Raw genomic sequence first — 20453 nt, 5'->3', positions numbered from 1 at the left:
TCGCGCCGTGTCCCCGAGGCCCGGGGCCGCGCCGGCGCCCCACGCATGCCGATCGACTACGCGAAGGTCGGCCGGTCCTCGGTACGGCGACGGGCGCGGGGCATGACGCACAGCGAGGCGGTGGCGGCGCTCGAAGAGGCGGAACTGCAGGCGCACCTGGACCGCCGCGACGAAGCCGCGGCCGACGACGGCCACAAATCCGACGGCACGCCCGCCACCGATACACCCGCTGCGATGCTCGCGTTCGAAGCCGAACTCGGCCTCGCCGATGACGCGCGCCGCCGGGCCACCAGTGCCGTGCTAACCGATGCCCAGACCGCCGCGATGCTGCGTGCCATGTCTGACGACCCCGGACTGGGCACTGGCAACGGGGAGCACGGGCACTGACCAATGGGCCGGTTCGTCCGTACCCGGCTCCCGCCCCCCGCCCCGGCGCTACCGTGGTGACACACGCCAGATGACAGCCAGGAGCCCCCGGATGAGCGAGCAGCCGGCCCTCGTGCCCGACCGCCAGCCCCTCGATGAGCACGCCGCCGCTTCCGCCCGCGCCTACGCGGCCGACCAGCGCGCGCGAGTCGACGTCCTCGCCTCGGTGCTGGAGGACATCGCCGCCAATGGCTACCCGTCCCCGGAGACGGGCGTGCTGTGGGAGGAAGCCCGCGACGCCCACCTGGACCGCCTGGCCGGTGAGCAGCCCCGTGTCGCCTGACCACGCCCCGCGCCGGTCTCAGGTCGTCCTGGTGGAGCCCGCGCTGAGCCAGCTGGCGAAGCTCACGGCGAGCGAGACGCACCGCCTGGACCGCGTGATCGTCGCGATCAGCGTCAACCCCGAGCTGGGCATCCCGGTGCCCGACACCCTGCTGCGTGACTACGTCGACGACGTCGACGGGGTCCGCGTCATCTACTACGTCACGGCCCTTCGACAGATCACGATCGTCGCGTACGTCGAAGCCTGAACAGTGCAGCAGCGCCCCGGATCCGCTTGGGTCCGGGGCGCTGCTGTGTCTGCTGCTCGGTGGCTGCTGGTGGTGGTTCGGGGTGCCGGAGAGCGATGACATTCCGAAGGCCGGTCCCAGGCGCCGCACGGCTGCTGCTCGGGTAGCAGGCCGTGCTGCACAGGGCAGCGGGGCCGTGCAGCAAACGGTCGTTCGGCTGCTGCACGACCCCGCTGCATCCGGTCAGTCGGTGCCGGTGGCCCACCGCTCCAGGTCGCCCACCGGCTTCTTCAGCAGGGTGCGACGGCGGGACTGCGCGGTCGCGCGGCTCTCCAGGTGCATCGCCTTCGCCAGGTCGGCGTGCGAGACGTCCTTGGCGGCGGGCTGACGCAGAGAGGCGTCCCGTATGGCCTCCAGGCGCTCCAGCAGCCCGGTGGTGCCCTCGATGGCGGCCGCGAGCTCCGCGGCGCTCGCCCGGCCCGTACGCAGCAGCGCCAGGCCGTGCAGCGCGGCGGCGAACAGCGCGGCCAGCTGCTCGCCGTCGCTGCCGAGCACGGCGACGTCCTCGGCGGCGAGCGGGACCAGGAGCTGCTCCGGGTGGTCGTCGGGGTGCACGGGATCGGTGCTCACCGCGGTCTCCTTCCTCGGGTGGATCGGTCAGCGGTCGGCGACGGTCCAGCCCTCGCCGGGCCGGATACGGATGACGCCGCCGGGGGTGTGCAGCTGCCCGCCGCCCGCGCCCAGGCCCAGCGCGTCGATCTGGTCCAGCACGCGGCGGCCTGCTCCGCGAGCTCGCGGGCCTGCGCCTGGCGGGCGCGAAGTTCTTCGGCGGTTCCGGTGAACACGGTGTCTCCCTCGTGGGGGTCGGGTGGGGCCGGCGGGCGGGTCTACAGCCAGCGAAAGAGGCTGCGGACCTCGGAGGCCGCGCCCGAGAAGTTGTCGGCGTCCAGGCGCGCGTCGAAGTCGTACGGGTCCTCCACCTCGTCCATGACGTCCTCGGACGCGGCCTCCAGGACGTCGGCGAACCGCTCGTGGACGGCCGCCTCCTTCAGGGCCTGGACGACGCTCTCGCGGTCGGCGGTGCCCCGCTTGATGGCGTCGGCGAGCAGCCCCAGCGCGGCGGCCGCCGCCGGTGCCAAGTACGCAAGCTCGCTGTCGACGGCGCCCCGGTCGGCGCTGGTCTCGATGGCCGTGATGTTGGCGGCCTTCACGATCTCCGTGGACGTGCGCTCCATGACGGGCTCTCCTCTCGGCTGGCGGGGGTCTCAGGCGGTACGGGCGAGGTAGCCAGCGGCGGCGTCCACGAACTGGTCGTGGGCCACCTTCGCGGCCTCGCGGGCGGCGCTCAGCTCCTCGGTGGTGCCGTACGCATCCCGCAGCGCGTAGGTCAGCGTGATCATGTGATCGGCGGCGGCGCGCACGCCCTGGTCCTCGATGAGGACGCGCAGGGCGACCAGCGGGCGGGTGACGGCGGACCGGGTCATGTGGCTCTCACCGCGCAGGGCCTCGATCCGCTCGGTGTCGGCGCCCTTGAGGACGGCGTCGCCACGCATCCACATCGCCCGGCGGTGGTCGCTGGCGGCGCAGGCCAGCGCGGTGACGGCCTCCAGCCGGTCGCGGCGGATCGCCTCGCCGTGGCTCACGCGGACGGACCGTTCGGCGGCGCGCTCCTGGAAGCGGCCGCTGACGATCGAGCCGAGTAGGGTGCCGACGATGGCGAGGGCGGCGGCGACGAGGGTGACTAACACGGTGGGTTCCTCCCCTGGTGTATGAACTTCAATACAGACTGTATGGAACTTCATACACCTAGGGTAGGGGGCCGCCCATGATTCTTTTCGCGCACCCGTGACCTGCGCGTTTCCCGCCAGCGGGAACCGTACGTCCGGATCTGACACACGCGGCCCCGCACACGAAAGCGGCGCCGCGCCCCTCCCGGAGGGGTACGGCGCCGCTGATGTCGCGTCACCCGGCCGACCGAGCGGCCGGGCGGCCGGTCAAGCGCTGCGACGTGTGGGCACGGCGGACAGGTGCCGCTGCGGGGCGGGGGGAGCCGGGGCGGCCAGGGCGCCGGCCTTGATGGCCTCGGTCGCCTCGCGCAGCGCATCCTCCATCTCCTCCTGGGAGGAGTACCCGGCGAAGTACGGGTGGATGAAGTAGCTGCGGTAGCGGCCCTCGGGCCGCAGGACGATGTTCCGCTCGACCAGGTGGTTCATCGCGATGGACGTGCGGTTCTTGCTGAGCCCCACGCGCGCCCGCAGTTCGGCCTGTGAGGCGTTTACCTCACCACCGGGACGCTGGACCTCCGTCATCGCGCTGAGCAGGTCGTAGTCGGCCTTGGAGAGCTCCAGGTGGTGCAGCTGGGCGTACCCGAGGTGAGCTTGGATCAGCATGCCTCTTCCTCCACGTCGTTGTCGCCGAACGCCAGCTGCCGCGTGCGCGGGGCCGGCGCGGCCGGGGCCGTGAACTCCGGGAAGCTCTCGCTCGCCGCCTTCTCCAGCGCGACTACATCTTCCCGCATCTCCGGGAAGTGCTTCCTGAGCGCGGCCCTGGCGTCCTGCCGCAGCTGCTCCAGGGCCTCCTGCTGGAGGTCGCCGTTGCCCTTGAAGCAGATCAGCGGGTTGACCACGATCAGCGAGTTGGCGCGGCGCTGGAGCATGTGCCAGTTCTCCAGGCTGCCGAGCGCCCGGGTGACGTTCGCTCGCTCGACTCCGAGGTGCCGGGCGACCTTGATGTGGGTGATCTTCAGGCGGCCCTCGACCTGGCGGCCCATGCAGAACAGCAGGACCGCCGACTGCACGGGCGACATCCCGTACCGGGCGATCAGCACGGCCAGGACGTCGGAGAGGAAGGCGTTGCTGACCATGCTGTAGCCGCTGCGCCCCCACGCGTTGTGGGGAGCCCGGTACGTGTAGTCGACCTTCGCGGACCTCACAGGCCGGCCGGGCTTCGGCGGCGTCCGGTCCAGCGCCTGGGCGAAGCTGTCCGCCAGCCCCGTTGCCCGCGCTTCAGCGAGAGGAGGCGCCCGACCATGGGGTGCCGTGCTTGGAGGTTTTCGAACGGGGCTGATGGCGCAGTCGGCACTGTGCAGCGACCGATCTGCAGTCGCATGTCAGGCAACCCCGCCTCCAGGCGTCGCCGGGTAGCCGGTGCCCGGGCTCGCTCCGTCCGTGTCCCCAGCACCTGACAGCACGAGGGCGGAAGCCCCGTGCTCCAGCCGGACACCGGAGAACCTTCGGAACTGGGATGATCCATTGCCGCAACCGGATGCCCCAACAGAGGGCGCGGCTGCCGCAGAGGCACGCACACCAACGAGGATTGCCATGACCAACTACCTGACCGCCGCCATGGCGATGCTCGGCCCGGCCCAGGACCGCTACGCAGATCCCGCCGCCTGGGACCAGCTCCACGCAGGACAACACCGCTGCAACCCTCGCCTGGTGGCCAGCGGTCGCCCTCACCCAAGGCCCCAACAGCCTCTTCCCCATATCGGCCCTGCGCACGACGCTGATCGAAGCCGTCATCAGCGGCCTCGCCTACGACGTCGAGCGGGCCAAGACGTGGGGCAAGGAGGAGGCTTCCCTCGGGGACATCAGGACGGACGTGGTGAAGCTCCTCGACTGGCACATCCAACGGCAACCCGGCCACACCGCGGGGCTCCTCGGCGAGATCTGCCTGACCGCCCGCACCCGCCTTGAGCTCGCCCCCGACAAGGTCGGTCGCCTCATCCGGCGGTCCCTTCACCTCGACAGCGCACTGGACGGCAAGACCATCAACACCCTGCTCGACATAACTCTGCCGCCCTCCGCGAAGAACGCATCGGACCACTAGGACCCACCGCCTGCCGGGGCATGCCTGTGACGCCCAGGGCCGGGCGTCACAGGCGGCCCCGGAGCGAGGCCACCACCGATCGAGTCTCAGCCCTGACCCTGGGCGCGAGGGTCATGCCGCGCAGCGAGCACGTTCGGCATCCTCCCATGATCGACATCGATGAAGGCGCTGACCTGGCAAATCATCAATTTCACAAACTCTCAATCTATCTTGCGATCACTGGTGCGCTAATGCATGCAGTCGAGCATGCAGTGAGATGGTCTGCGGGTTGTTCGCTTAGGCGTCCTTCATCTCGGTCGCACCATCTTTCTAGCCAGCGGTCGTTAACACTTATGCCAATGCATTCATCAACGCGTGCTGCAGCTCGCTTTCTCTGTCACTCCTGCGTTCATTCAGTCTCTCCTACTACCTATCTTCACTTCGGTTCCTCTCTCACTCTCTTCCTCATTGATGCGCTCCATCGCCCTCTCGCTCTAGCTCTCATTCGTTCTGTCCTTATTGCACTTACTTGCCTGCTCAGACATCGGCTCAATCTCACGCACTACCACTCGCTCTTCACGTCATGCTGGCGATAGCTCCCTCTCCCGTTCAACTGACCTATCTCTCGCCGTGTCACTCGGTCGTGCGAGCAGGCACCTGCCCGTCCACCCATGCTTGCTTTCGGCGGAGCAATCTGACGTTCCCTCTCGCCTTCAGACACTCGTAGAGGCATGCATTGGAACAGTCAGTGGTTGCTTCCTCAGTGCGACCATTCATCCGGTATGCCGTCTTGTCATGCGGCCAGGCATGCATCCCTACATAGGTGCTTGCGCTGTATCGATCGGTGTTCCACTCGGTCTCTCACTGTGGCGGATGTCCGCGCGTCCCTGCGGGCAGGCGTTCGTGCCCTCGGTCTAACGCTCTGACACCTAGACGCTCAAGCAGATGGCAAAGCATGCCCTCTAGCCGTCCCTCTGTCCTCGTTTCCTGCTGTTGGACGGGGGGTCAGTCGACCGCACACACGGGCCATCTGTCTTGCTGTTCCTCTGACGGTAGGCTGGACGATCCTCGCCGCGATGACGCGAACGAGCTCATGCTGATGCAGCCGGTCTGGCGGTCCCTCGCACTGAAATGCTTGCGGTCGACCCCACGCACCCACGATGGAGCGTCCACACCTGCCATCGTCACGGCAGCCGTGCGTGCCGCCGGCCTTCCAACGGAGCGATCGGATGTAGGTACACCTGCTAGGACCTTCACTCCAGCGGGGCCTCGGCATGGCGAGCCTCCTGGCGACCTGTCGACCAACCGGTCTGGCGGTCCCTCGCACTGAAATGCTTGCGGTCGACCCCACGCACCCACGATGGAGCGTCCACACCTGCCATCGTCACGGCAGCCGTGCGTGCCGCCGGCCTTCCAACGGAGCGATCGGATGTAGGTACACCTGCTAGGACCTTCACTCCAGCGGGGCCTCGGCATGGCGAGCCTCCTGGCGACCTGTCGACCAACCAGCTGTGCATGCCAGCTGGGAGCCCTGCGGATGTCCCTCCACCCGGTCGGTATGTATGAGGGGCCTTCGGACGCCCGGTCACGCACGCTTCCCCCAGATCTGGCCGACGTTGCGGCTGCTTTGGGAGGGCTAATCCAAATCAACCTGTTTGTCGGTGCTGTCAGTACCGCTGCTGCCGTCGCAGTGCCTGCTGGACACGCTGACGGTGCCCTCTATCGTGTGGATACAGGGAAGCTGACTGCTAATCTGTCCGGAGTTCGGTGATGCTGTCAGTCTCAACCATGGTCAGACGGTGTCCGCGCGAGACCGGTCCAGGCGTTAGGCCTGCGAGTGATGCAGATGGAAGGCCCTCATGAAGGTTCTTGTTTTCGCCAGCCAGAAGGGTGGGGTGGGCAAGACCACGACCACCGTGAACATCGGGGCATCCCTTGCCAGTGCAGGAGCCCGGGTTCTCCTTATCGACCTTGAGCTCCAGGGGCAGCTCGGTGTGTCGCTCGGTGCGTTCGCCAAGAAGCCGGCGGACATCGGCAGTGCGCTCCTCGACTATGTCGACGCGCAAGACAGTGGCGATCTGGCATCGATGCCGTCACTGCGAGACCGGCTGATCGACCGCAGCGTGTTGCTGAAGGGCTTCGACAGCGCGGGATCGATGCATGTGATCGGGTCGGTCATGGGAGTGACCGAGCGGGCGAAGACGGAGGTGGCCAAGCGGGGGTGGGAGGCGACATCAATCCTTCGCCAGCTGCTGCTGATGATCGAGGACGACTTCGACTTCGTTCTCATCGATACCCCACCGTCGGCGGATGCCCTGGCCTCCGTAGCCCTGGCAGCCGCCGACTATGTCATCGCAGTCTGCAATCCGCGGATCGCCACCGCCGATGGCGCCCGCGTGGTTCGCAACAACACCGCGAAGGTGCCCGAGCGGACCGGCGGTGTGTGCCACCCGGTGTTCCTTGGCACGATCCTCAATGAGGCCCGACCGCCGTCAAAGCGGACCGACGAGGCCGATGCGGTGGCCACCTATCTGACGAGGTGGGACCTCAAGGCCTTCCAAAAGGAGATCCGCACGAGTGATCAAATCTCCGCGTCCTACGGCGTCAGCCGCCCGATCGTGATCGACGAGCCTTCCTACGCAGCCAGTCGCTGGTACGAGGATCTCACGCAGGAGATCATCGACCGCCTGGCCACCGCCGCCCAGGGCGGTGGCGCATGACCGCACGTCGGGGTAAGAAACGCCAGTTCAACTTCGCCGCTATCGAGCACGTAGGCAACGACGCTGACGAAGGCGGATTCCTCGGGAACGAGGAGGCCGAGAACGAACGCCAATCCACTAGGCCGGACCACGAGCCGCACCTTCCCTCGCCCGCTGCCGAGCCCACTCCGCCAGCCTCTGTCTCCACAAGCCCCGAGACGTCCCCCTCACCCGTCCCAGCCGCGGAAAGGGAGCAGGTGCCGGAGGATCGGCTCGGATCGGCCGCGCCGGCGCCCATCGTGGAACTGGCGGTCCCTCAGCCCGAGGCCACCCCCGCGGCCCCCGCGGCCCCGATTGCTCCACCGCAGGTGCCCGAGCCAGCACCCGAAAGGGCAGCGCCTCCGATCACTCCGGTGTCCACGGATGCTCCGGCCGCGGAGGTAGCCCCCGAGTCCCAGACATCTGAGGCGCCGCAGCGCGTGCCGCGCTCGTCGGGTCGCGTCAATGACGGTCCGGCGTTCTCTGCTGTGTCCGCAGAGCCTCCGGTGCTGCGTACTGCGAAGCCCAAGCGCTCGAGCAGGAAGGGAAAACCGGCCCAGACCGCGGTGGTGCAGTCATACAACGCTCAGCGGACCAACCGGAACTGGGGAATGTGGTCGGGGCGTCTGATCCCTGAAACCATTGCCCGACTCAAGGACCGGGCCGAGGACGACGCCGCTTCGTCGGGCCGCGGCCGGTTGTCGGGGGGGCACTACCTTGACGCCGCTCTGCGTTCGTTTCCGAAGAGCGCCGAGGAACAAGTGGGCCTGGCCAACGAATGGTTGATCGAGCGATGGGATGGGGAGCACCCCGCCGGGCGGAGCGCACAATTCAGCGTCAGTCCAGAGTCGGCCGAAATGTTGAACGGACTGCGGCTCTCGCTGCGCGGCTACCGGCACGGCATCGTCATCGACGTCATCTGCACCGCTGTGGATACGTTCCTGGACGTCCTGGAGGCTGAAGGGCCCCTAGAGCCCTGATTTCGTAGGCCGTGTGTTGGAAGAGGCGGACACCAGATGGTGTCCGCCTCTTCCAACACACGGCCTTCACGTTTTCACATTCTTTCTTGCGCTCATGCATGCACTCTCCCATGCAGTCATGCGTGCGATGTCTCTGCCGGTGGTCCAGCCTCCCGCTCCGACATGCACCTTGCCGCACACACAATGAATCTGACAGCCCCACATATGCTCTGTCGCACCCACCGATCCCTTCTCGGTTGGGCGCACAGAAAGGCGAAATTTCCAGCAACCAGGCGGGCTTCGATCCCCGATAGCCATGTCGAGCGAACGTCCGCGACACGCCAGGATGGTTCTGTCAGTTCCATAAGGTGAGCCCCAATCAGCTACAGTGATGGCACGCACGAAGGGAAAAGAATGCGCTCCGACAACTGGTCCCTACGCAAGATTGCCTCCGAGGCGGGTGTCCTTCCGAAGGTCGCGCGCGACGCTGCAGCCGAGGGCGTCATCGACGCCGCCTACCTCGTAGAGACCGACGTCGTCCTCGTCCGCCTCTACGGGGCCCTCAAGCGTCTCGTCTGGCCTGAGGAGCGCCGCCCGGCCAACCAGGACCAGGGGCTGCGCGTCTGGGAGGCCATAACGGTGGAAACAGCCCGTGCGGCGATCCCGGACGACATCACGCCGGACAGTGCGCTGTTCATCCACCAGACCGGCTGCACCCTGGCCAGCGGTCCCGGCCCCTACTGCCAGGCTCTGTTTAAACTTGCCGACCAGCCTTTCTATTTCGCGCCTATCGGTAAGTGGTTCGAGGAGCTCCCGTCCCGCCGCCAGGCACGTGGGCTCGCTCTTGAGCCCGAAGCGGTATGACGCCCGATGCATGCGGCGGCGGACAGCAGATCCGCCAGCCCTCCGTCGGTCCCCGTATCCGCGTGCAGGGGCTCTCCTTGTCGGCTACTCCACCCGGGGGGGCATCGCCCCCCCCCCCGGGCTTTCCTGTTCCGAGAGCGAGGTGACGACCACCCCAGCTCGTAACTAGCTGACCCCAGCCTTCAACGCCCGGTCCTCCAACGACCCACTGTCCGGGCGGCGATAAGGGTTTCTCTCGTACACCCTTCGACCGGAGTAGAACATGCCTATCGGTCTGAAGGTCGGTTCACTGTTGCCTGAATCCGGCCCACAACACTCTCCCGATTCCTGCCTTGCTATGAGCCATCCACTAGCCCTCAGCCGCGGGATGCGTGCGCGTCTTCGTGCTGCGGTGCGGGCGTTGCTGGCGGATGCGCTGTTGGCAGGGTTGTCGGACGCATCGCAGCTAGCCGCCGTGGTGCTCTTTGCCAAGTCGAGCTTCCGCTCGTGTCATACGGCCATTACGACTCGTGAGCTGGGCCGTTGGCTGGGGTTGTCGGAGTCCACGGTTCGTCAGGACGTTTTGCCGCCGCTGATCGAGCAGGGTGGGGTGCAGTACCGGGTGACGGCGGGGGAGTGGGGCCAGACCACGGGCCTGGATTGCGTGGTCATGCCAGTGTGGCGGGCTCGGCGTGGCGGTGACCTCTTCCATCCGTTGGCGTTGAGCCAGCGTGAATTGGCCGTTCTGTTGCGGGTTCTGGAGGCGTTGTTCGCCCCGGGCTGGGGACCGGGGGCGAGGGGTGCGGGGAAGCTTGCCTGGCGGAAGGAAAAGGGTGCTGCGACGGATCGGCTCGCGGCGTTGCTCCTGGTGCTAGAGGCGCGGGAGGACGGAACTGTGCCGTTGGTCGGTGGCCGGCTACCGAAGGGGCGTGGCCGTGCTGCCGCGACGGTGGCTCGGCTGCTGGGGTGTTCGGCGTCGGGTGGGGCAAAGGTTCTTGGTCGGCTGCGTTTCTACGGGGTGGCTGCTACGGAGCGGCGGGGGACGGCCTCGGGGCTGAAGGGGAAGGCGTTGTTGGTGCTGCCTCCCGTCGTGGCCGCTCATGAGGCTACCGAGGCAGCTGCCGCCGTGGAGGCCCTCGGCCGGTCGCCGCATCGCCGCCCGCGCCGCGCAGTTAGCCCGGTCGGCGATGCGGGGTCCGGGCGGTGTGGCGGTGGGTCCGCCGGTGCCGCTGACGGGGCTTCCGAGGCGGTACGCACCTGCGAAGTTGATGCTGCGCCAGGTGTTCGCGAGGGATTCGGCGAGGCGGTGCAGTTTCGGGTCGCCGAGCGCCCCGATGGTGCGGGGGTAGAGAGCGAGGCGGTTGCGGGGCCTGGCGGCCTTGTGGCTGCTGAGGAGCCGACCTCCTGGCAAGGCACTGACGCGGCAATTGCAGAGCGCCCCGGTGGCAGCCCCCTTCACGCAGACCACCCTCGCTCTACTACGGCAGATGTTGATGGCACAGGAAGTGATGGGTTTTCCGGCGAAGCCGCTGGGGGTTGCTCTGGTCTGCCGAAGCGCACACGTACGCACGAGGAAGTCCCGCCGGCCTCTGAGCAGGTTGCGGGGCCTGTTGTGCCCGTCGGCGATGACGGTGGCCCGCTGCGCGGGGAAAAGCGTGATTCCTCCTGCCCCGACACGTTCCTTCCGACCCCGGACGATGTGAGGGACGCCTGCCGCGAGGGCCTGGCAGCCTGGGCGGAGACGACGGGCGGGCCGCCCCGGGTGTGGGCCGCTGTTCCCCGAGGCTGGGAGACCCTTTTGGCACCGGTCGCGATGGTCTGGGGTCGCCTGGACCGCCTGTCAGCCCGGGCGACCGTGCAGCACGCGGTGTGCCGCGAACTACACGCCCTCGAAGGCCTGTTCGGCCCCGGCGCAGGCGCAGTGCTCCTGGGGGCTCGGCTGCGGCGGCGTGCCGATGAGCAGGGCCGGCGGCCAGTGAAGGACCCGGTGGGCTGGCTGATCGGCTGGGCGCTCCCGCGACGTGCGGTGTGCCCGGATGTGCGCTGTGACGACGGGCTGCGGATGGACACCGGTGCGGCGTGCGAGCGGTGCGCTGAGCACCGTGACGACCTCGTGGCGCGTCGCCGGGAGGTCGCCATCGAGCTTTCCTCCGGGTTGCCGGGGAAGGCCTGGGTGGGTGAGTACCGGCGGCTGTACGAGACCCGGCTCCAGGAGGTGACCCGGGAGGCTGAGCAGCGTCGGGCCGAGCAGCGGGGGCAGGCCGCGCTTGAGCGTGCGCAGCAGGAGGCTGCGTGGGCTCGGCGGCGCGCGGAGCAGGAGGTGCTCAATGAGCGTGAGCGGGCGCGGCCGTGCGCGGGGTGTGGGCGGGTCTGGTCGGGCAGGCTGTGCGAGGTCTGCGGCAACGTCCGTGCCGCGGAGGCCGTGGTCGCCGCGGTGGTGGAGATCGGCCTGGCGGCCCGTGAGCGCCTGGATGCTGCTCTTGGCGAAGGGGAGGCGGAGCTCGGCGGCTGGTTGGAGGCCGAAGTCCGTGCCCGGATCGAGGTCGCGGTTGAGCAGGCCGTGGTGCACGGTGCGACGGAGCTGACGGCGTCAGTGATGCGCCGCCTGGCTGCCGAAGAGCAGTTGTCGCAGGTCCGGCAGGAGGCATTGCGGCTGTTCGTTGCGGGGCCGGAGGCGTGCGCGGAGGCCGAGGCTGCGTTCGCGGCCCGGATGCGCCGGTGGCATCTGCACACGTGCGATGGGGTGCACGACTGCCGGGCGTTCGTGCGTGAGGACGCCGAACGCGTCGCGCGCAAGGCGCGGCTGCGGGTGGCGGAGCACCTGCTCGAGCAGCGCGTGGCCGCCGTGCGAGCGCAGCGGACGGTCCCGCCGGGGCTTGGGGAGCCGGACCCGTACAGGGTGGGTGCGGCACGGGTGCGGGCCGCGATCAGCCGCCCCCGGGCGGGGGTGCCGGTGTGACGTGCAAGACGGTCACCGCCTGGCCGAGGAGATACAGACCAGCTACCCGAGCGTGCGGCTCCTTAGCCATCAGCAGCGTCGTCCCATACAGTGCCGAAGGCATGACGGCACTTGCATCCTTCACCTTCGTGCGCCACATCGACGGGCTCCGCTACCACTTCGAACGCGACGGCGAGCACAACGGCCGCCCCGCCTACCGCCGAACGGAAGGGAACGTGCGGTGCGTCTGGTCTCCGACCGACGGCTGGCACTGCGAGATCGCAGACGGCCTCGTCACCGCCCACCCCCTCAACAGTGGCGCAGACGAACCCGAACCCCCTGCCACCGTCTGGCGCAGCTTCAAGAACGACCGCTCCTACCTCTACGACCTCAGGCCCCTCGCCCCCGAAGCGTGATCCGCCGGACAGGACCGGCCGGGGTGGTGACGTGGTGTGCGGGCAGTGCGGCGGCGGCGCCGCTGGTGCCGCTGACGGAGGCCAGCGGAGCGCTCGCGCACCGAGCGCTCCCTGTGTGACGAGTCCCGACAGGACGTTGCCCGGGATGCGCAGGAGCGTGTCAGCCTGGGTACCGCGTCCTGCCGGGCCGTCGGATCGGGCACATGCACCCGACGGCCCCCCGGCCCATGTCGAATGCTTGTTTGCCCGCATGTGGGCGCTGCGCCTATGGTGATTCGTCACGACGGCGTGTAGCTCAGCCAGAAGAGCACGGGCTCTGGACCCGGAGGGCGCGGGTGCGAATCCCGCCACGTCGGCTATGAATGACGACGAGCAGCAGCGACCCGTGAGCACCCACTCCGGATACGCCGCACACCAGTTGGCGCGGGCGCTGATCACCGCGCAGACCCACGAGGATGACGACACCCGCCGGCGCGCCGATGAACGGGTCCAGCGCTGGAGCAGTGTGGTGTCGGGCCTGGCTGGCGGCACCCTGACGGCCGGTTCGCGCACGCCGGTGGCCGGGCTCCCCGCCTGGGTGACTCCCGAGGTTGTCCGTGGCGGATTCGCCACCGGCGAGGCGAGCGCCGGCACGCCCTTGCTGCCGTACGAGCACGAGGCTGCCCGGCGCGCGGGTGTGCCTGCTGAGCGCAGTGCACTGTTCGCGTACGCACTGACCGACGCCGGCCTCGCGGAGCTGCAGGCGGTGCTGGACAGCGGTGCCTATGAGGTGTCGGTTCCCGAGGAGGCGGCGCTGCTCACCGTGGCGTGGCTGGTGGGCGCGGGTGACCGGCTCGGCGCGCTGAGGCTGCTGGAGATCCTGGAGCCCTTCGCCGGGAAGTTGCGGTTTGCTCCCCGGCCCGGGCCGGGGAGCAACACCGCCGGTGCCGAGGTGCCCGTTGTGCACCGCACTACCGTCGGCGAGGCTTCCAGGGCGATCGCCAAGCGTCGCCCCAATTCCTCCGTCGAGGCGATGCGGGAGGCGCTCACGGTCTGGAATCCGTTCGCCGATGACCTGCTTACCCACTGGCTGGAAACCGCCGAGTCGGGCCGGGTGCTGGTCCGCACGCCGGACGACCGCTGGCACGCACAGGGCAGGGCACTGCTGGAGCGGTACGCCCAGCTGGCAGCAGCCCACACCCGCTGCGGCAAACACCGCAATCCCAAGTCGAACCAGGCTGTGATGCGCACCGCCCTGGCCCGGACGCTGACCGGCCAGCGGCTGGACGCCCGCCTGCGCGGGCTGCTCCAGCTCGCCGTCGACTCGATGGTGCGACGGCGCGGTGTGCCCGGCTGCGCGCAGCACACCAGGCTCCGCGAGCGGCAGGCCGCCGACGGGGTGCTCCCTTCGAAGCACGACCTGGGGCAGCTCGTGGTGCGCCGGCTGGCCGACCTGCCGCAGCACACGGGCACGCCCGAGGTCGAACCGTTCATCGGGCCGGTCACCGAGGAGGAGGCGGGCGCGGCCGGGCTGCCCGCCGGCGCCGAGATACCCGAATCGATCCGCCGGACCATCAAGGGGGCGCTCAGTGCCCCGGTCCGTACCCTCATCGAGCGTGGCGTGGTCCCGTCGGCCGAAGTGCTGGCCGAACTCGTGCCGCAGCTCGTCGCGCCGGCCACCGCGCTGGCATACGACAACGCAGCCCTGCGCGCCCTCATGGCAGCCAACTACCAGGCATTTCGTAACCGCCGCTCGCTGCTTCTGCTGAACTTCGAGCAGCAGGTACGGGCCGAGGAGCTGCCCTGGGTGCAGGCCGTGGCCGGGTACCGGCGCGAGGGGGCGGCCGGCGAGGCCGCTCGCACGATGCTGGTCCACCTTGGTGAGCTGGCGTTGCAGGCGTTCCCGGCGACGGTCCTGCCCAACCCGCTCGTCCGCGAGTTGACCACGCTCGCGGGCACGGCTGCCGCCGGGGTGCCGTTCGTTGAGGAGCTGGCGGCTGACATCTTCATGGGCTCGTTCTCTGGCAAGTTCCTGACAGCCGCGAGGGTTGCGGGCGAACTGCTCGGCGGGACGCTCTACGAGCGGTACTACAACATCGACTACGAGCTGGTCGTGTCGCTCAGTGAGAAAGGACGCAGCTCAGGACTCCTGGGGACGGGGCAATCCCCTGAGCAGGACTTCGCGGAGCTGTGCCGCTGCGCTGCGGGCACGGGCCGGTCGTGGTCGGTGGCGGCCAACGGCATGGTGATCGAGCAGGCGCAGATCCTCACCACCCACAATCTGGCCACGCTCGCCGGTCCCTTGGGTATCGCCCCGGCCCCCGGCTGGGCAGACCTGGCACGCCGCTGCTTCGCCACCGTGTGCCGGCTGGTGGAGCGGGTGCACAGCAACCCGCGTCCCCTGACCACGATCAAAGACGCGGCCTACGCGTGGCGGCAGCTGGTGTTCTACCTGTCGCTGTGCCCGGCGCAGGAGCGGGCGGCCGTGCTGGCGGGACTCGACGGTGAAGTGGCCCGCCACCCCGGACACGTCGCCACGCGGCTCGCACCCGCCCTGGCGGGACTGCAACTGGTGGCCAAGGGCGGACGGTTCGAGTCCGACGGCACGGCGCTGACGGAGAGTGGCCGGGCCCGCCGCTTCCTGGGGTGGAGCATCGACGGCCACTGGATGCGGCACGCTGCCAAGGAAGCGTGACACGGCTGACGAGGTGCTGGCACTTTGCGGCTCGCGTCAGTGCGCTGCGACGCAACCGCGGCCGCACGGTCGATCCCCGGAACGCGAGGATCGCGGCGCTCATCTCGACCGGGCCTGGGCCGGTACGGCGCGGCACCCCTGGGCCCCAGTTGCTCCAGGACATCGGTGCGGGCACTCAGCACGATGGCGACCTCGTTCTGGTCTTGGCCGCTGAGCTCTGCAGCAGGGCTGACGGTGGGAGAGGCTGTGCCCGCGTGGCCGTTCGCAGCGGCCTGTTCTGCTGCGGTGGCTGGGATGTCAGTGGGGTGTGGTGGACTGGCTGGGCCACTCAACTATCGGCTCTGGGGAGGAACTTGTGGGAATCTTCGGCAGGGGCAGTGGGCAGTCCGCCGGTGAGCCGGGACCGGTGATCGGCCGGGCGGTGCCGCCGGCGCCGGCGCAGTTCGCCAAGACGGAGGTCGTGGGGGAGGGGGACTGGGTAGTCCTGCGGTGGGACACCGCCCTCGGCGGCATCGGGCTGGCGTACTGGCTGCGCGATTCCAACGGGCAGCCGAAGTCGGTGGCCCGGGCGCTGGCCGCCCGGCACGGCGAGCATCTGGGAAAGGTGTACTGCGCGGTAGCGATCGGCCGGGCTGCGTGGAACCTGACCGGGCCCGAGCTGGCCGCGTGCGACATCAGCCCCGACGGCCGGACCAGCACGACCTATCACCCCACATGGGAGGACCTGGAGCGCCTGCTCGGCGTGAAGGCCCCGTACTGGCCGGCGACGCTGCGCGACGTGGACGCGATCACCGCATGGCAGCCCGGGGCCGCGCCGGCGCAGGTGCCCGCCTGCCACGTCGTCAACCCCACTGCCGCGCTGACCGAGCTGGCCGCGGCGGAGCCGGACGGCTCACCGGCTGCGGCCGTGTGCTGGTGGCTCGCCCGGGAGATCCGCCGCCGCGACTACGCCCAGGCCACCCGGGCCATCGCCGACATCAGCGAAGCGGCCGCCGAGGGCGGCGACAGCGCCCATCTGGTGCTCGGTGCGGTCCCGGCACCGTATCTGCGCGACGAGCACGAGGAGCCGGAGCCGGAGGAGACTGTGCGGCGGGCAGGCTGGCTGTCCATCACCGCACGCCGTGACACCCTCGCTTACCGGGCTGCCCAAGCGGTGTGGCGCTACGACGGCGGGGACGACTGGCACGCCGGCGAGCTCGTGCACGTCCGCCCCACCGTGTGCCAGATCGCCGCCGAGTGGGCCGCCCGCCTGAAGCCCGCGCCGACGGGGCAGCCACCCACCGTGCTCGAACACGACCTGCTGGCCAACGTCAACACCACCACCCTCTTCCACGACCCCGGCACCCTGCTGCCCGCCGCACTCGACGCCGGCACCGACGGCGACGAAGACGACCCCGACGCCCTCCACACCCTGGTGCCCCAGCGCCTGCCCACCACCGGCCAGCTCGAAAAGGTGCACCTCAGCGACGACAACGTGTGGATCCGCACCGCGGCCGACCCGGAATCCGGACTCCCGGCCGGCCTTTGGCTCGCACCGCAGCGCCCCGGCGCGGGACTGGGCTACGGCTACAGCGGCGGCGGCCCCCACACCCTCGCCCAGCTGCTGGACCAACTGCTCGACGACATCACGACCCCGGCCGTCGACCACGGCCGCCCCCAGCCCCCCGATGGGCTCTTCCATCTCATTAGCACCGCTCCCCAAGACCGGGCCTCGACCTTCACCCGAGCCCAGCTCCTGGCCGCCCGCGCCAGGTAACCTCATCCGCCGGGCCGCTCAGCCCCGGGCCCGCCCCGCGGGCGGGCCCGGCCGGACCCCAGCACCGCGTGTCCACGGCACTGGCATCCGCAAGCGAGCGCAGACCTACAGGGCGATCGGCCGGTAGGCGAGGGCCTGGTCGACCACTTCACCGGCCGAGAGCTCCCTCTCCGGAGGCCAGAAGATGAGCTCGCTGACGAAACCCGCCGGACAGGCCAGAGCCTGGTCGAGCATGGCCAGCCAGCGGTCCGCTTCTTCCTCCGCGCCGTAGTCCGCATTCATGATCCGCTGAACCAAGGCGACAGCCTCCGCCCGGCAAATCTCCGCCGAATTCATGTTCGAGTCTCTGCTGTCTTCTGCGGATCAGGACGCTGCTCTGCTGTGGGCCATCACCTTGAACCTGGAGGAGTTCTCGGCAGCCTCCCGACGGCCACGGGGACACGGCTCACACCGGCATGGCCTGGGCACTGTGCGTCACCCGCGGCGGCTACCTCTCGTGCACGGCCTGCGGGCTGGGCCTTGCCGGGGAGATCCATCGCGACCTGATCGGCACAGTGACGCAGACGCTCCCGTAGCCCCTTCACCGAGCACAAAGATGCCCGTGGGGAACCCGGGCACCGCGGTGAACCCGCCGCCCGCTATGGTCCCGGACCGTGATCAACTTCAGTGACGCGTTCTTGAACGAGGCGGAGCGGCACGCGGCGTGGGGCGCCGCGCAGCTTGAGGCCCTGACCGACTTCCTGCCCCAGGGCCCGTGGACCGCAGACCTGTCCGCGTGCCTTTACCAGCAGGGCGGCCTCGAGCTGCGTGTCGCTGTGCTCGGGACATTCGACGCTCAGGACGCCTCGTGGATGTGGGGATGGGCCAACCCGGGCCTGCGGGACACCTCGGCCGTGGCCCTCGCTGAGGAGGTCGAACGCTTCGGCAAGGCGCACGGCATCGCCGAACTCACCACTGGAGTGCTCGACTTGTCCGGCTTCGCCGACCCGCGGCGTGCTGCCGAGACCCTGGCCTTCACAGGAATGGGTGTTACCAGTGCCGCGGGCTACATCGGGCAGCCCGCCGGAGGCACCACACAGGTGTACTTCCTGCCCGACGACGTCCAGGTCCCCCGGGCCGGCCTCGACCCGGTCGCGCTCCCGAGAACGCTGGCGACGGGCGCTTCCCTCATCGGGTACTCGGCCCGCCGGGTGGTGACCGGCTACTTCGAGCACCACTCCGTCCCGTGGCGTGAAGACGGCCACCAGATCCTCGCCGACCTCCCCGGCGGCACCACCGCGAAGATCGACTTCGACCCGCTCGGCCGCATCTCCGGCGTCCGCCTGCCAAACGTGCGCTGAGCTGACCGCTCCCGGGCCAGGCCCCAGGACAGAGTCCGCGACATGTGGACGGATTCCGAGCGCATTGCCGCGTGCCCTGCGGATCAGGTCCTGACCATTGATGCATGGAAGACCAGTCCTAAGAGATCATCTCATTTGGTGAGTCTGCGGTAGCAGATGAGGGTGCAGGCGATGCTGGTGAAGGCGAGGAAGTGGAGGGCTTTGCGTTCGTAGCGGCGGTGGAGTCGGCGGCATCCGGCGAGCCAGGCCATCGTGCGTTCGATGGTCCAGCGGTGGCGCCCGAGCCGCTCGGAGGACTCGATGCCCTTGCGGGCGATCCGGGGCGTGATGTGCCGGGAACGGAGCCATTGCCGCAGGTGGCGGTTGTCGTAAGCCTTGTCGGCATGCAGTTTGGCGGGGCGACGTCGGCGGGGGCCGCGGCGGGACCGGATCGGGGGTATGCCGCGGACGAGCGGCTCAAGCGCCTGGCTGTCGTGGAGGTTCGCGCCGGAGATGCCGATCGAAAGAGGCAGGCCGGTCCGCTCAGTGATCAAGTGGATCTTCGAGCCGTACTTGCCCCGATCCACAGGATTCGGACCTGTCAGGTCCCCTTTTTCAGGGCTCGCATGTTCACCGAGTCGATCGCGCACCGCGACCAGTCCAGCTCGCCCCGGGCCCCGAGCTCATCGAGCACCAGGCGGTGCAGCTTGGCCCACACCCGCAGCCGGCTCCACTCCATGAACCGACGGTGGGCTGTCGCCCCGGACGGCCCGAACACCGGCGGGACCTGCGACCACGTACACCCCGTGGTCGCCACGAAGATGATCGCCGCGAGCACCTCCCGGTCCCCGTACCGACGACGGCCGCCGCCCTGCGGCCGAGTCGGCGCCTCCGGCACCACCCGCTGGAACAACTCCCACAACCCGTCCGGCACCAACCGCTCCACCATCAACACCCAGACAGACTACCGGGCAAATCCAAATGAGATGATCTCTAAGAGCGACCCGGAGGACGGGTCGCCCCCCTGACCGCGCTGCGCGTGATCACGATCCTGGGCATGGTGTCGGCCCAGGTCGCCCTGGTCTGTGTGTGGCGGCTGGTGGCGATGGTGCGACGCGGCACCGTGTTCTCCCATGCCGCCTTCCGGTACGTGGACGGCGTGATCGGCGCGGCCGCCCTCGTGTGGTTCGCGGTCACGGCCGTCAACGCGCCGGGCCAGCGGGACGACCCGGGCGTCACCGTCATCATGGGCGGGATCGGCGTGGCCATCCTGGGAGTCGCGCTCATCGTGCTCGTACTGCGGATGCTGCTCGCCCAGGCCGTCGCCCGTGACGTCGAGGCGGCGCAGATGCAGGCCGAGCTGGACGAGGTGATCTGATGGCGATCGCCGTCGACATCGACGTCATGCTGGCCAAACGCAAGATGTCGGTGGGCGAGCTCGCGGACCGGGTGGGGATCACGCCCGCCAACCTGGCGGTACTCAAGAACGGCCGCGCCAAGGCGGTGCGCTTCGCGACGCTCGCCGCGCTCTGCGAGGTGCTGGAGTGCCAGCCGGGCGACCTGCTGCGTTGGGAGGCCGAGGACGCCGCGGGCGCATGAACCGTGCCTGGCGACGCGTCATCGCCGGTCCCGCTTGCTGCCACCGGAGACCTCTCGTGTAGGCCTCGTCATCGGCGCCTGGAACCTGTCCAGCGGCGGCCCGGCGGGTGGCACCCCGGCCCTCCTGGCCAACCTGGCGATGCCCGCACTGCTTGGCCTGCGCTCTGGCGAGCCCGACAGGCCTGAGCGCCCGGCCGGTGAAGTGCGGCATCCAGGGTGTCGATTTCCTACGTTTTCGAGGTGATCGCACCATTTCACCAGTGCCTCGGAAGGGTATATCCGGTCACTCTCGGTGAGAATCGGGCGTCCCGAGGGTGAGCCGTCCCATAGGACCTATGTCACGTACGAGCGGGCTTCGTAGCTCCACGGGGCGTCGCACCCCCGCGCTGTACGTGCTCCCACCTGCACGGATCACCCTCCCGTGCCGCCGGGGGCCTTGGTGTGTGGCTGCGAGGCCCGCTAGTAGGTG

The 20453-nt window shown here is 69.3% G+C and carries 20 protein-coding genes, 1 tRNA gene and 1 pseudogene; 15 read left to right on the top strand and 7 right to left on the bottom strand.

Going from position 1 to position 20453, the window contains the following annotated elements; all coding sequences use genetic code 11:
* The first annotated feature begins 45 nt into the window (after nucleotides 1-45).
* The 3 genes from AB8O64_RS36400 to AB8O64_RS36390 all read left to right on the top strand — a co-directional run bounded on the left by AB8O64_RS36400 (nucleotide 46) and on the right by AB8O64_RS36390 (nucleotide 956).
* On the top strand, nucleotides 46-387 hold the full coding sequence (locus tag AB8O64_RS36400; protein WP_370424246.1) for a hypothetical protein: 342 nt from the start codon (nucleotides 46-48) through the stop codon (nucleotides 385-387).
* Nucleotides 388-478: 91 nt separating this feature from the next.
* On the top strand, nucleotides 479-709 hold the full coding sequence (locus AB8O64_RS36395; RefSeq protein WP_182854134.1) for a hypothetical protein: 231 nt from the start codon (nucleotides 479-481) through the stop codon (nucleotides 707-709).
* On the top strand, nucleotides 699-956 hold the full coding sequence (locus tag AB8O64_RS36390) for a hypothetical protein (protein ID WP_370424244.1): 258 nt from the start codon (nucleotides 699-701) through the stop codon (nucleotides 954-956). The genes AB8O64_RS36395 and AB8O64_RS36390 overlap by 11 nt, the downstream gene beginning before the upstream one ends.
* 222 nt (nucleotides 957-1178) lie before the next feature.
* On the opposite strand, the gene AB8O64_RS36385 is transcribed toward AB8O64_RS36390, so the two are convergent.
* The 5 genes from AB8O64_RS36385 to AB8O64_RS36365 form a co-directional block, all read right to left on the bottom strand.
* Nucleotides 1179-1565 (bottom strand): hypothetical protein, encoded by a 387-nt coding sequence (locus AB8O64_RS36385; protein WP_370424243.1) that lies wholly within the window; start codon nucleotides 1563-1565, stop codon nucleotides 1179-1181.
* Nucleotides 1566-1822: 257 nt separating this feature from the next.
* On the bottom strand, nucleotides 1823-2170 hold the full coding sequence (locus tag AB8O64_RS36380; RefSeq protein ID WP_370424242.1) for a hypothetical protein: 348 nt from the start codon (nucleotides 2168-2170) through the stop codon (nucleotides 1823-1825).
* Nucleotides 2171-2200: 30 nt separating this feature from the next.
* On the bottom strand, nucleotides 2201-2683 hold the full coding sequence (locus AB8O64_RS36375; protein WP_370424241.1) for a hypothetical protein: 483 nt from the start codon (nucleotides 2681-2683) through the stop codon (nucleotides 2201-2203).
* A 246-nt stretch (nucleotides 2684-2929) separates the two neighbouring features.
* Complete coding sequence (locus AB8O64_RS36370) at nucleotides 2930-3325, bottom strand: hypothetical protein (protein ID WP_370424240.1); 396 nt, start codon at nucleotides 3323-3325, stop codon at nucleotides 2930-2932.
* Complete coding sequence (locus AB8O64_RS36365; protein ID WP_370424239.1) at nucleotides 3319-3867, bottom strand: replication/maintenance protein RepL; 549 nt, start codon at nucleotides 3865-3867, stop codon at nucleotides 3319-3321. Before AB8O64_RS36365 ends, AB8O64_RS36370 begins: the two co-directional genes overlap by 7 nt.
* 668 nt (nucleotides 3868-4535) lie before the next feature.
* Here AB8O64_RS36365 and AB8O64_RS36360 point away from each other — a divergent pair.
* The 9 genes from AB8O64_RS36360 (at nucleotide 4536) to AB8O64_RS36320 (ending at nucleotide 17066) form a co-directional block, all read left to right on the top strand.
* Complete coding sequence (locus AB8O64_RS36360) at nucleotides 4536-4763, top strand: hypothetical protein (protein ID WP_370424238.1); 228 nt, start codon at nucleotides 4536-4538, stop codon at nucleotides 4761-4763.
* A 1838-nt stretch (nucleotides 4764-6601) separates the two neighbouring features.
* Nucleotides 6602-7462, top strand: a complete 861-nt coding sequence (locus AB8O64_RS36355) for a ParA family protein (protein WP_370424237.1) — start codon at nucleotides 6602-6604, stop codon at nucleotides 7460-7462.
* Nucleotides 7463-7986: 524 nt separating this feature from the next.
* Nucleotides 7987-8460, top strand: a complete 474-nt coding sequence (locus AB8O64_RS36350; RefSeq protein WP_370424236.1) for a hypothetical protein — start codon at nucleotides 7987-7989, stop codon at nucleotides 8458-8460.
* 393 nt (nucleotides 8461-8853) lie between these two features.
* Nucleotides 8854-9303, top strand: a complete 450-nt coding sequence (locus AB8O64_RS36345; protein WP_370424235.1) for a hypothetical protein — start codon at nucleotides 8854-8856, stop codon at nucleotides 9301-9303.
* A 1777-nt stretch (nucleotides 9304-11080) separates the two neighbouring features.
* On the top strand, nucleotides 11081-12241 hold the full coding sequence (locus tag AB8O64_RS36340; RefSeq protein WP_370424234.1) for a hypothetical protein: 1161 nt from the start codon (nucleotides 11081-11083) through the stop codon (nucleotides 12239-12241).
* Between the two features lie 101 nt (nucleotides 12242-12342).
* Nucleotides 12343-12636 (top strand): hypothetical protein, encoded by a 294-nt coding sequence (locus tag AB8O64_RS36335; RefSeq protein WP_370424233.1) that lies wholly within the window; start codon nucleotides 12343-12345, stop codon nucleotides 12634-12636.
* Nucleotides 12637-12920: 284 nt separating this feature from the next.
* Nucleotides 12921-12992, top strand: a tRNA-Gln gene (locus tag AB8O64_RS36330).
* 2 nt (nucleotides 12993-12994) lie between these two features.
* Entirely contained in the window at nucleotides 12995-15310 is a 2316-nt protein-coding gene (locus AB8O64_RS36325) for a hypothetical protein (RefSeq protein ID WP_370424232.1), read from the top strand.
* A gap of 355 nt (nucleotides 15311-15665) precedes the next feature.
* The gene (locus AB8O64_RS36320; protein ID WP_370424231.1) at nucleotides 15666-17066 is read left to right on the top strand and encodes a hypothetical protein; all 1401 of its coding nucleotides are present in this window, start codon (nucleotides 15666-15668) and stop codon (nucleotides 17064-17066) included.
* A gap of 105 nt (nucleotides 17067-17171) precedes the next feature.
* On the opposite strand, the gene AB8O64_RS36315 is transcribed toward AB8O64_RS36320, so the two are convergent.
* Nucleotides 17172-17402: an e9imm peptide gene (locus AB8O64_RS36315; RefSeq protein ID WP_370424230.1), complete on the bottom strand. Its 231-nt coding sequence runs from the start codon at nucleotides 17400-17402 to the stop codon at nucleotides 17172-17174.
* A gap of 317 nt (nucleotides 17403-17719) precedes the next feature.
* Between AB8O64_RS36315 and AB8O64_RS36310 the strand changes: the two genes are divergently transcribed.
* Nucleotides 17720-18406 carry a DUF6882 domain-containing protein gene (locus AB8O64_RS36310; RefSeq protein ID WP_370424229.1) on the top strand — a complete coding sequence of 229 codons (687 nt, stop codon included), beginning with the start codon at nucleotides 17720-17722 and terminating at the stop codon, nucleotides 18404-18406.
* A gap of 131 nt (nucleotides 18407-18537) precedes the next feature.
* Here the strand turns inward: AB8O64_RS36310 and AB8O64_RS36305 are convergent.
* A protein-coding gene (locus AB8O64_RS36305) for an IS5 family transposase (protein ID WP_370424058.1) occupies nucleotides 18538-19334 on the bottom strand; the annotation gives its coding sequence in 2 pieces (ribosomal slippage) (nucleotides 18538-18989 and nucleotides 18989-19334; 798 coding nt in all).
* Nucleotides 19335-19371: 37 nt separating this feature from the next.
* Between AB8O64_RS36305 and AB8O64_RS36300 the strand changes: the two are divergent.
* Both AB8O64_RS36300 and AB8O64_RS36295 read left to right on the top strand, forming a co-directional pair.
* A pseudogene (locus tag AB8O64_RS36300) lies at nucleotides 19372-19763 on the top strand (DUF2975 domain-containing protein); the annotation flags it as partial.
* Nucleotides 19763-19984 (top strand): helix-turn-helix domain-containing protein, encoded by a 222-nt coding sequence (locus AB8O64_RS36295; protein WP_370424228.1) that lies wholly within the window; start codon nucleotides 19763-19765, stop codon nucleotides 19982-19984. The pseudogene AB8O64_RS36300 and the gene AB8O64_RS36295, both read left to right, overlap by 1 nt.
* The last annotated feature ends 469 nt before the right edge of the window (nucleotides 19985-20453 follow it).

The organism is Streptomyces sp. QH1-20, assembly GCF_041283565.1.
Taxonomy (GTDB): Bacteria; Actinomycetota; Actinomycetes; order Streptomycetales; family Streptomycetaceae; genus Streptomyces; species Streptomyces syringius.
The sequence above is the reverse complement of the archived record's forward strand: the minus strand, read 5'-3'. Positions and strand labels throughout refer to the sequence as shown.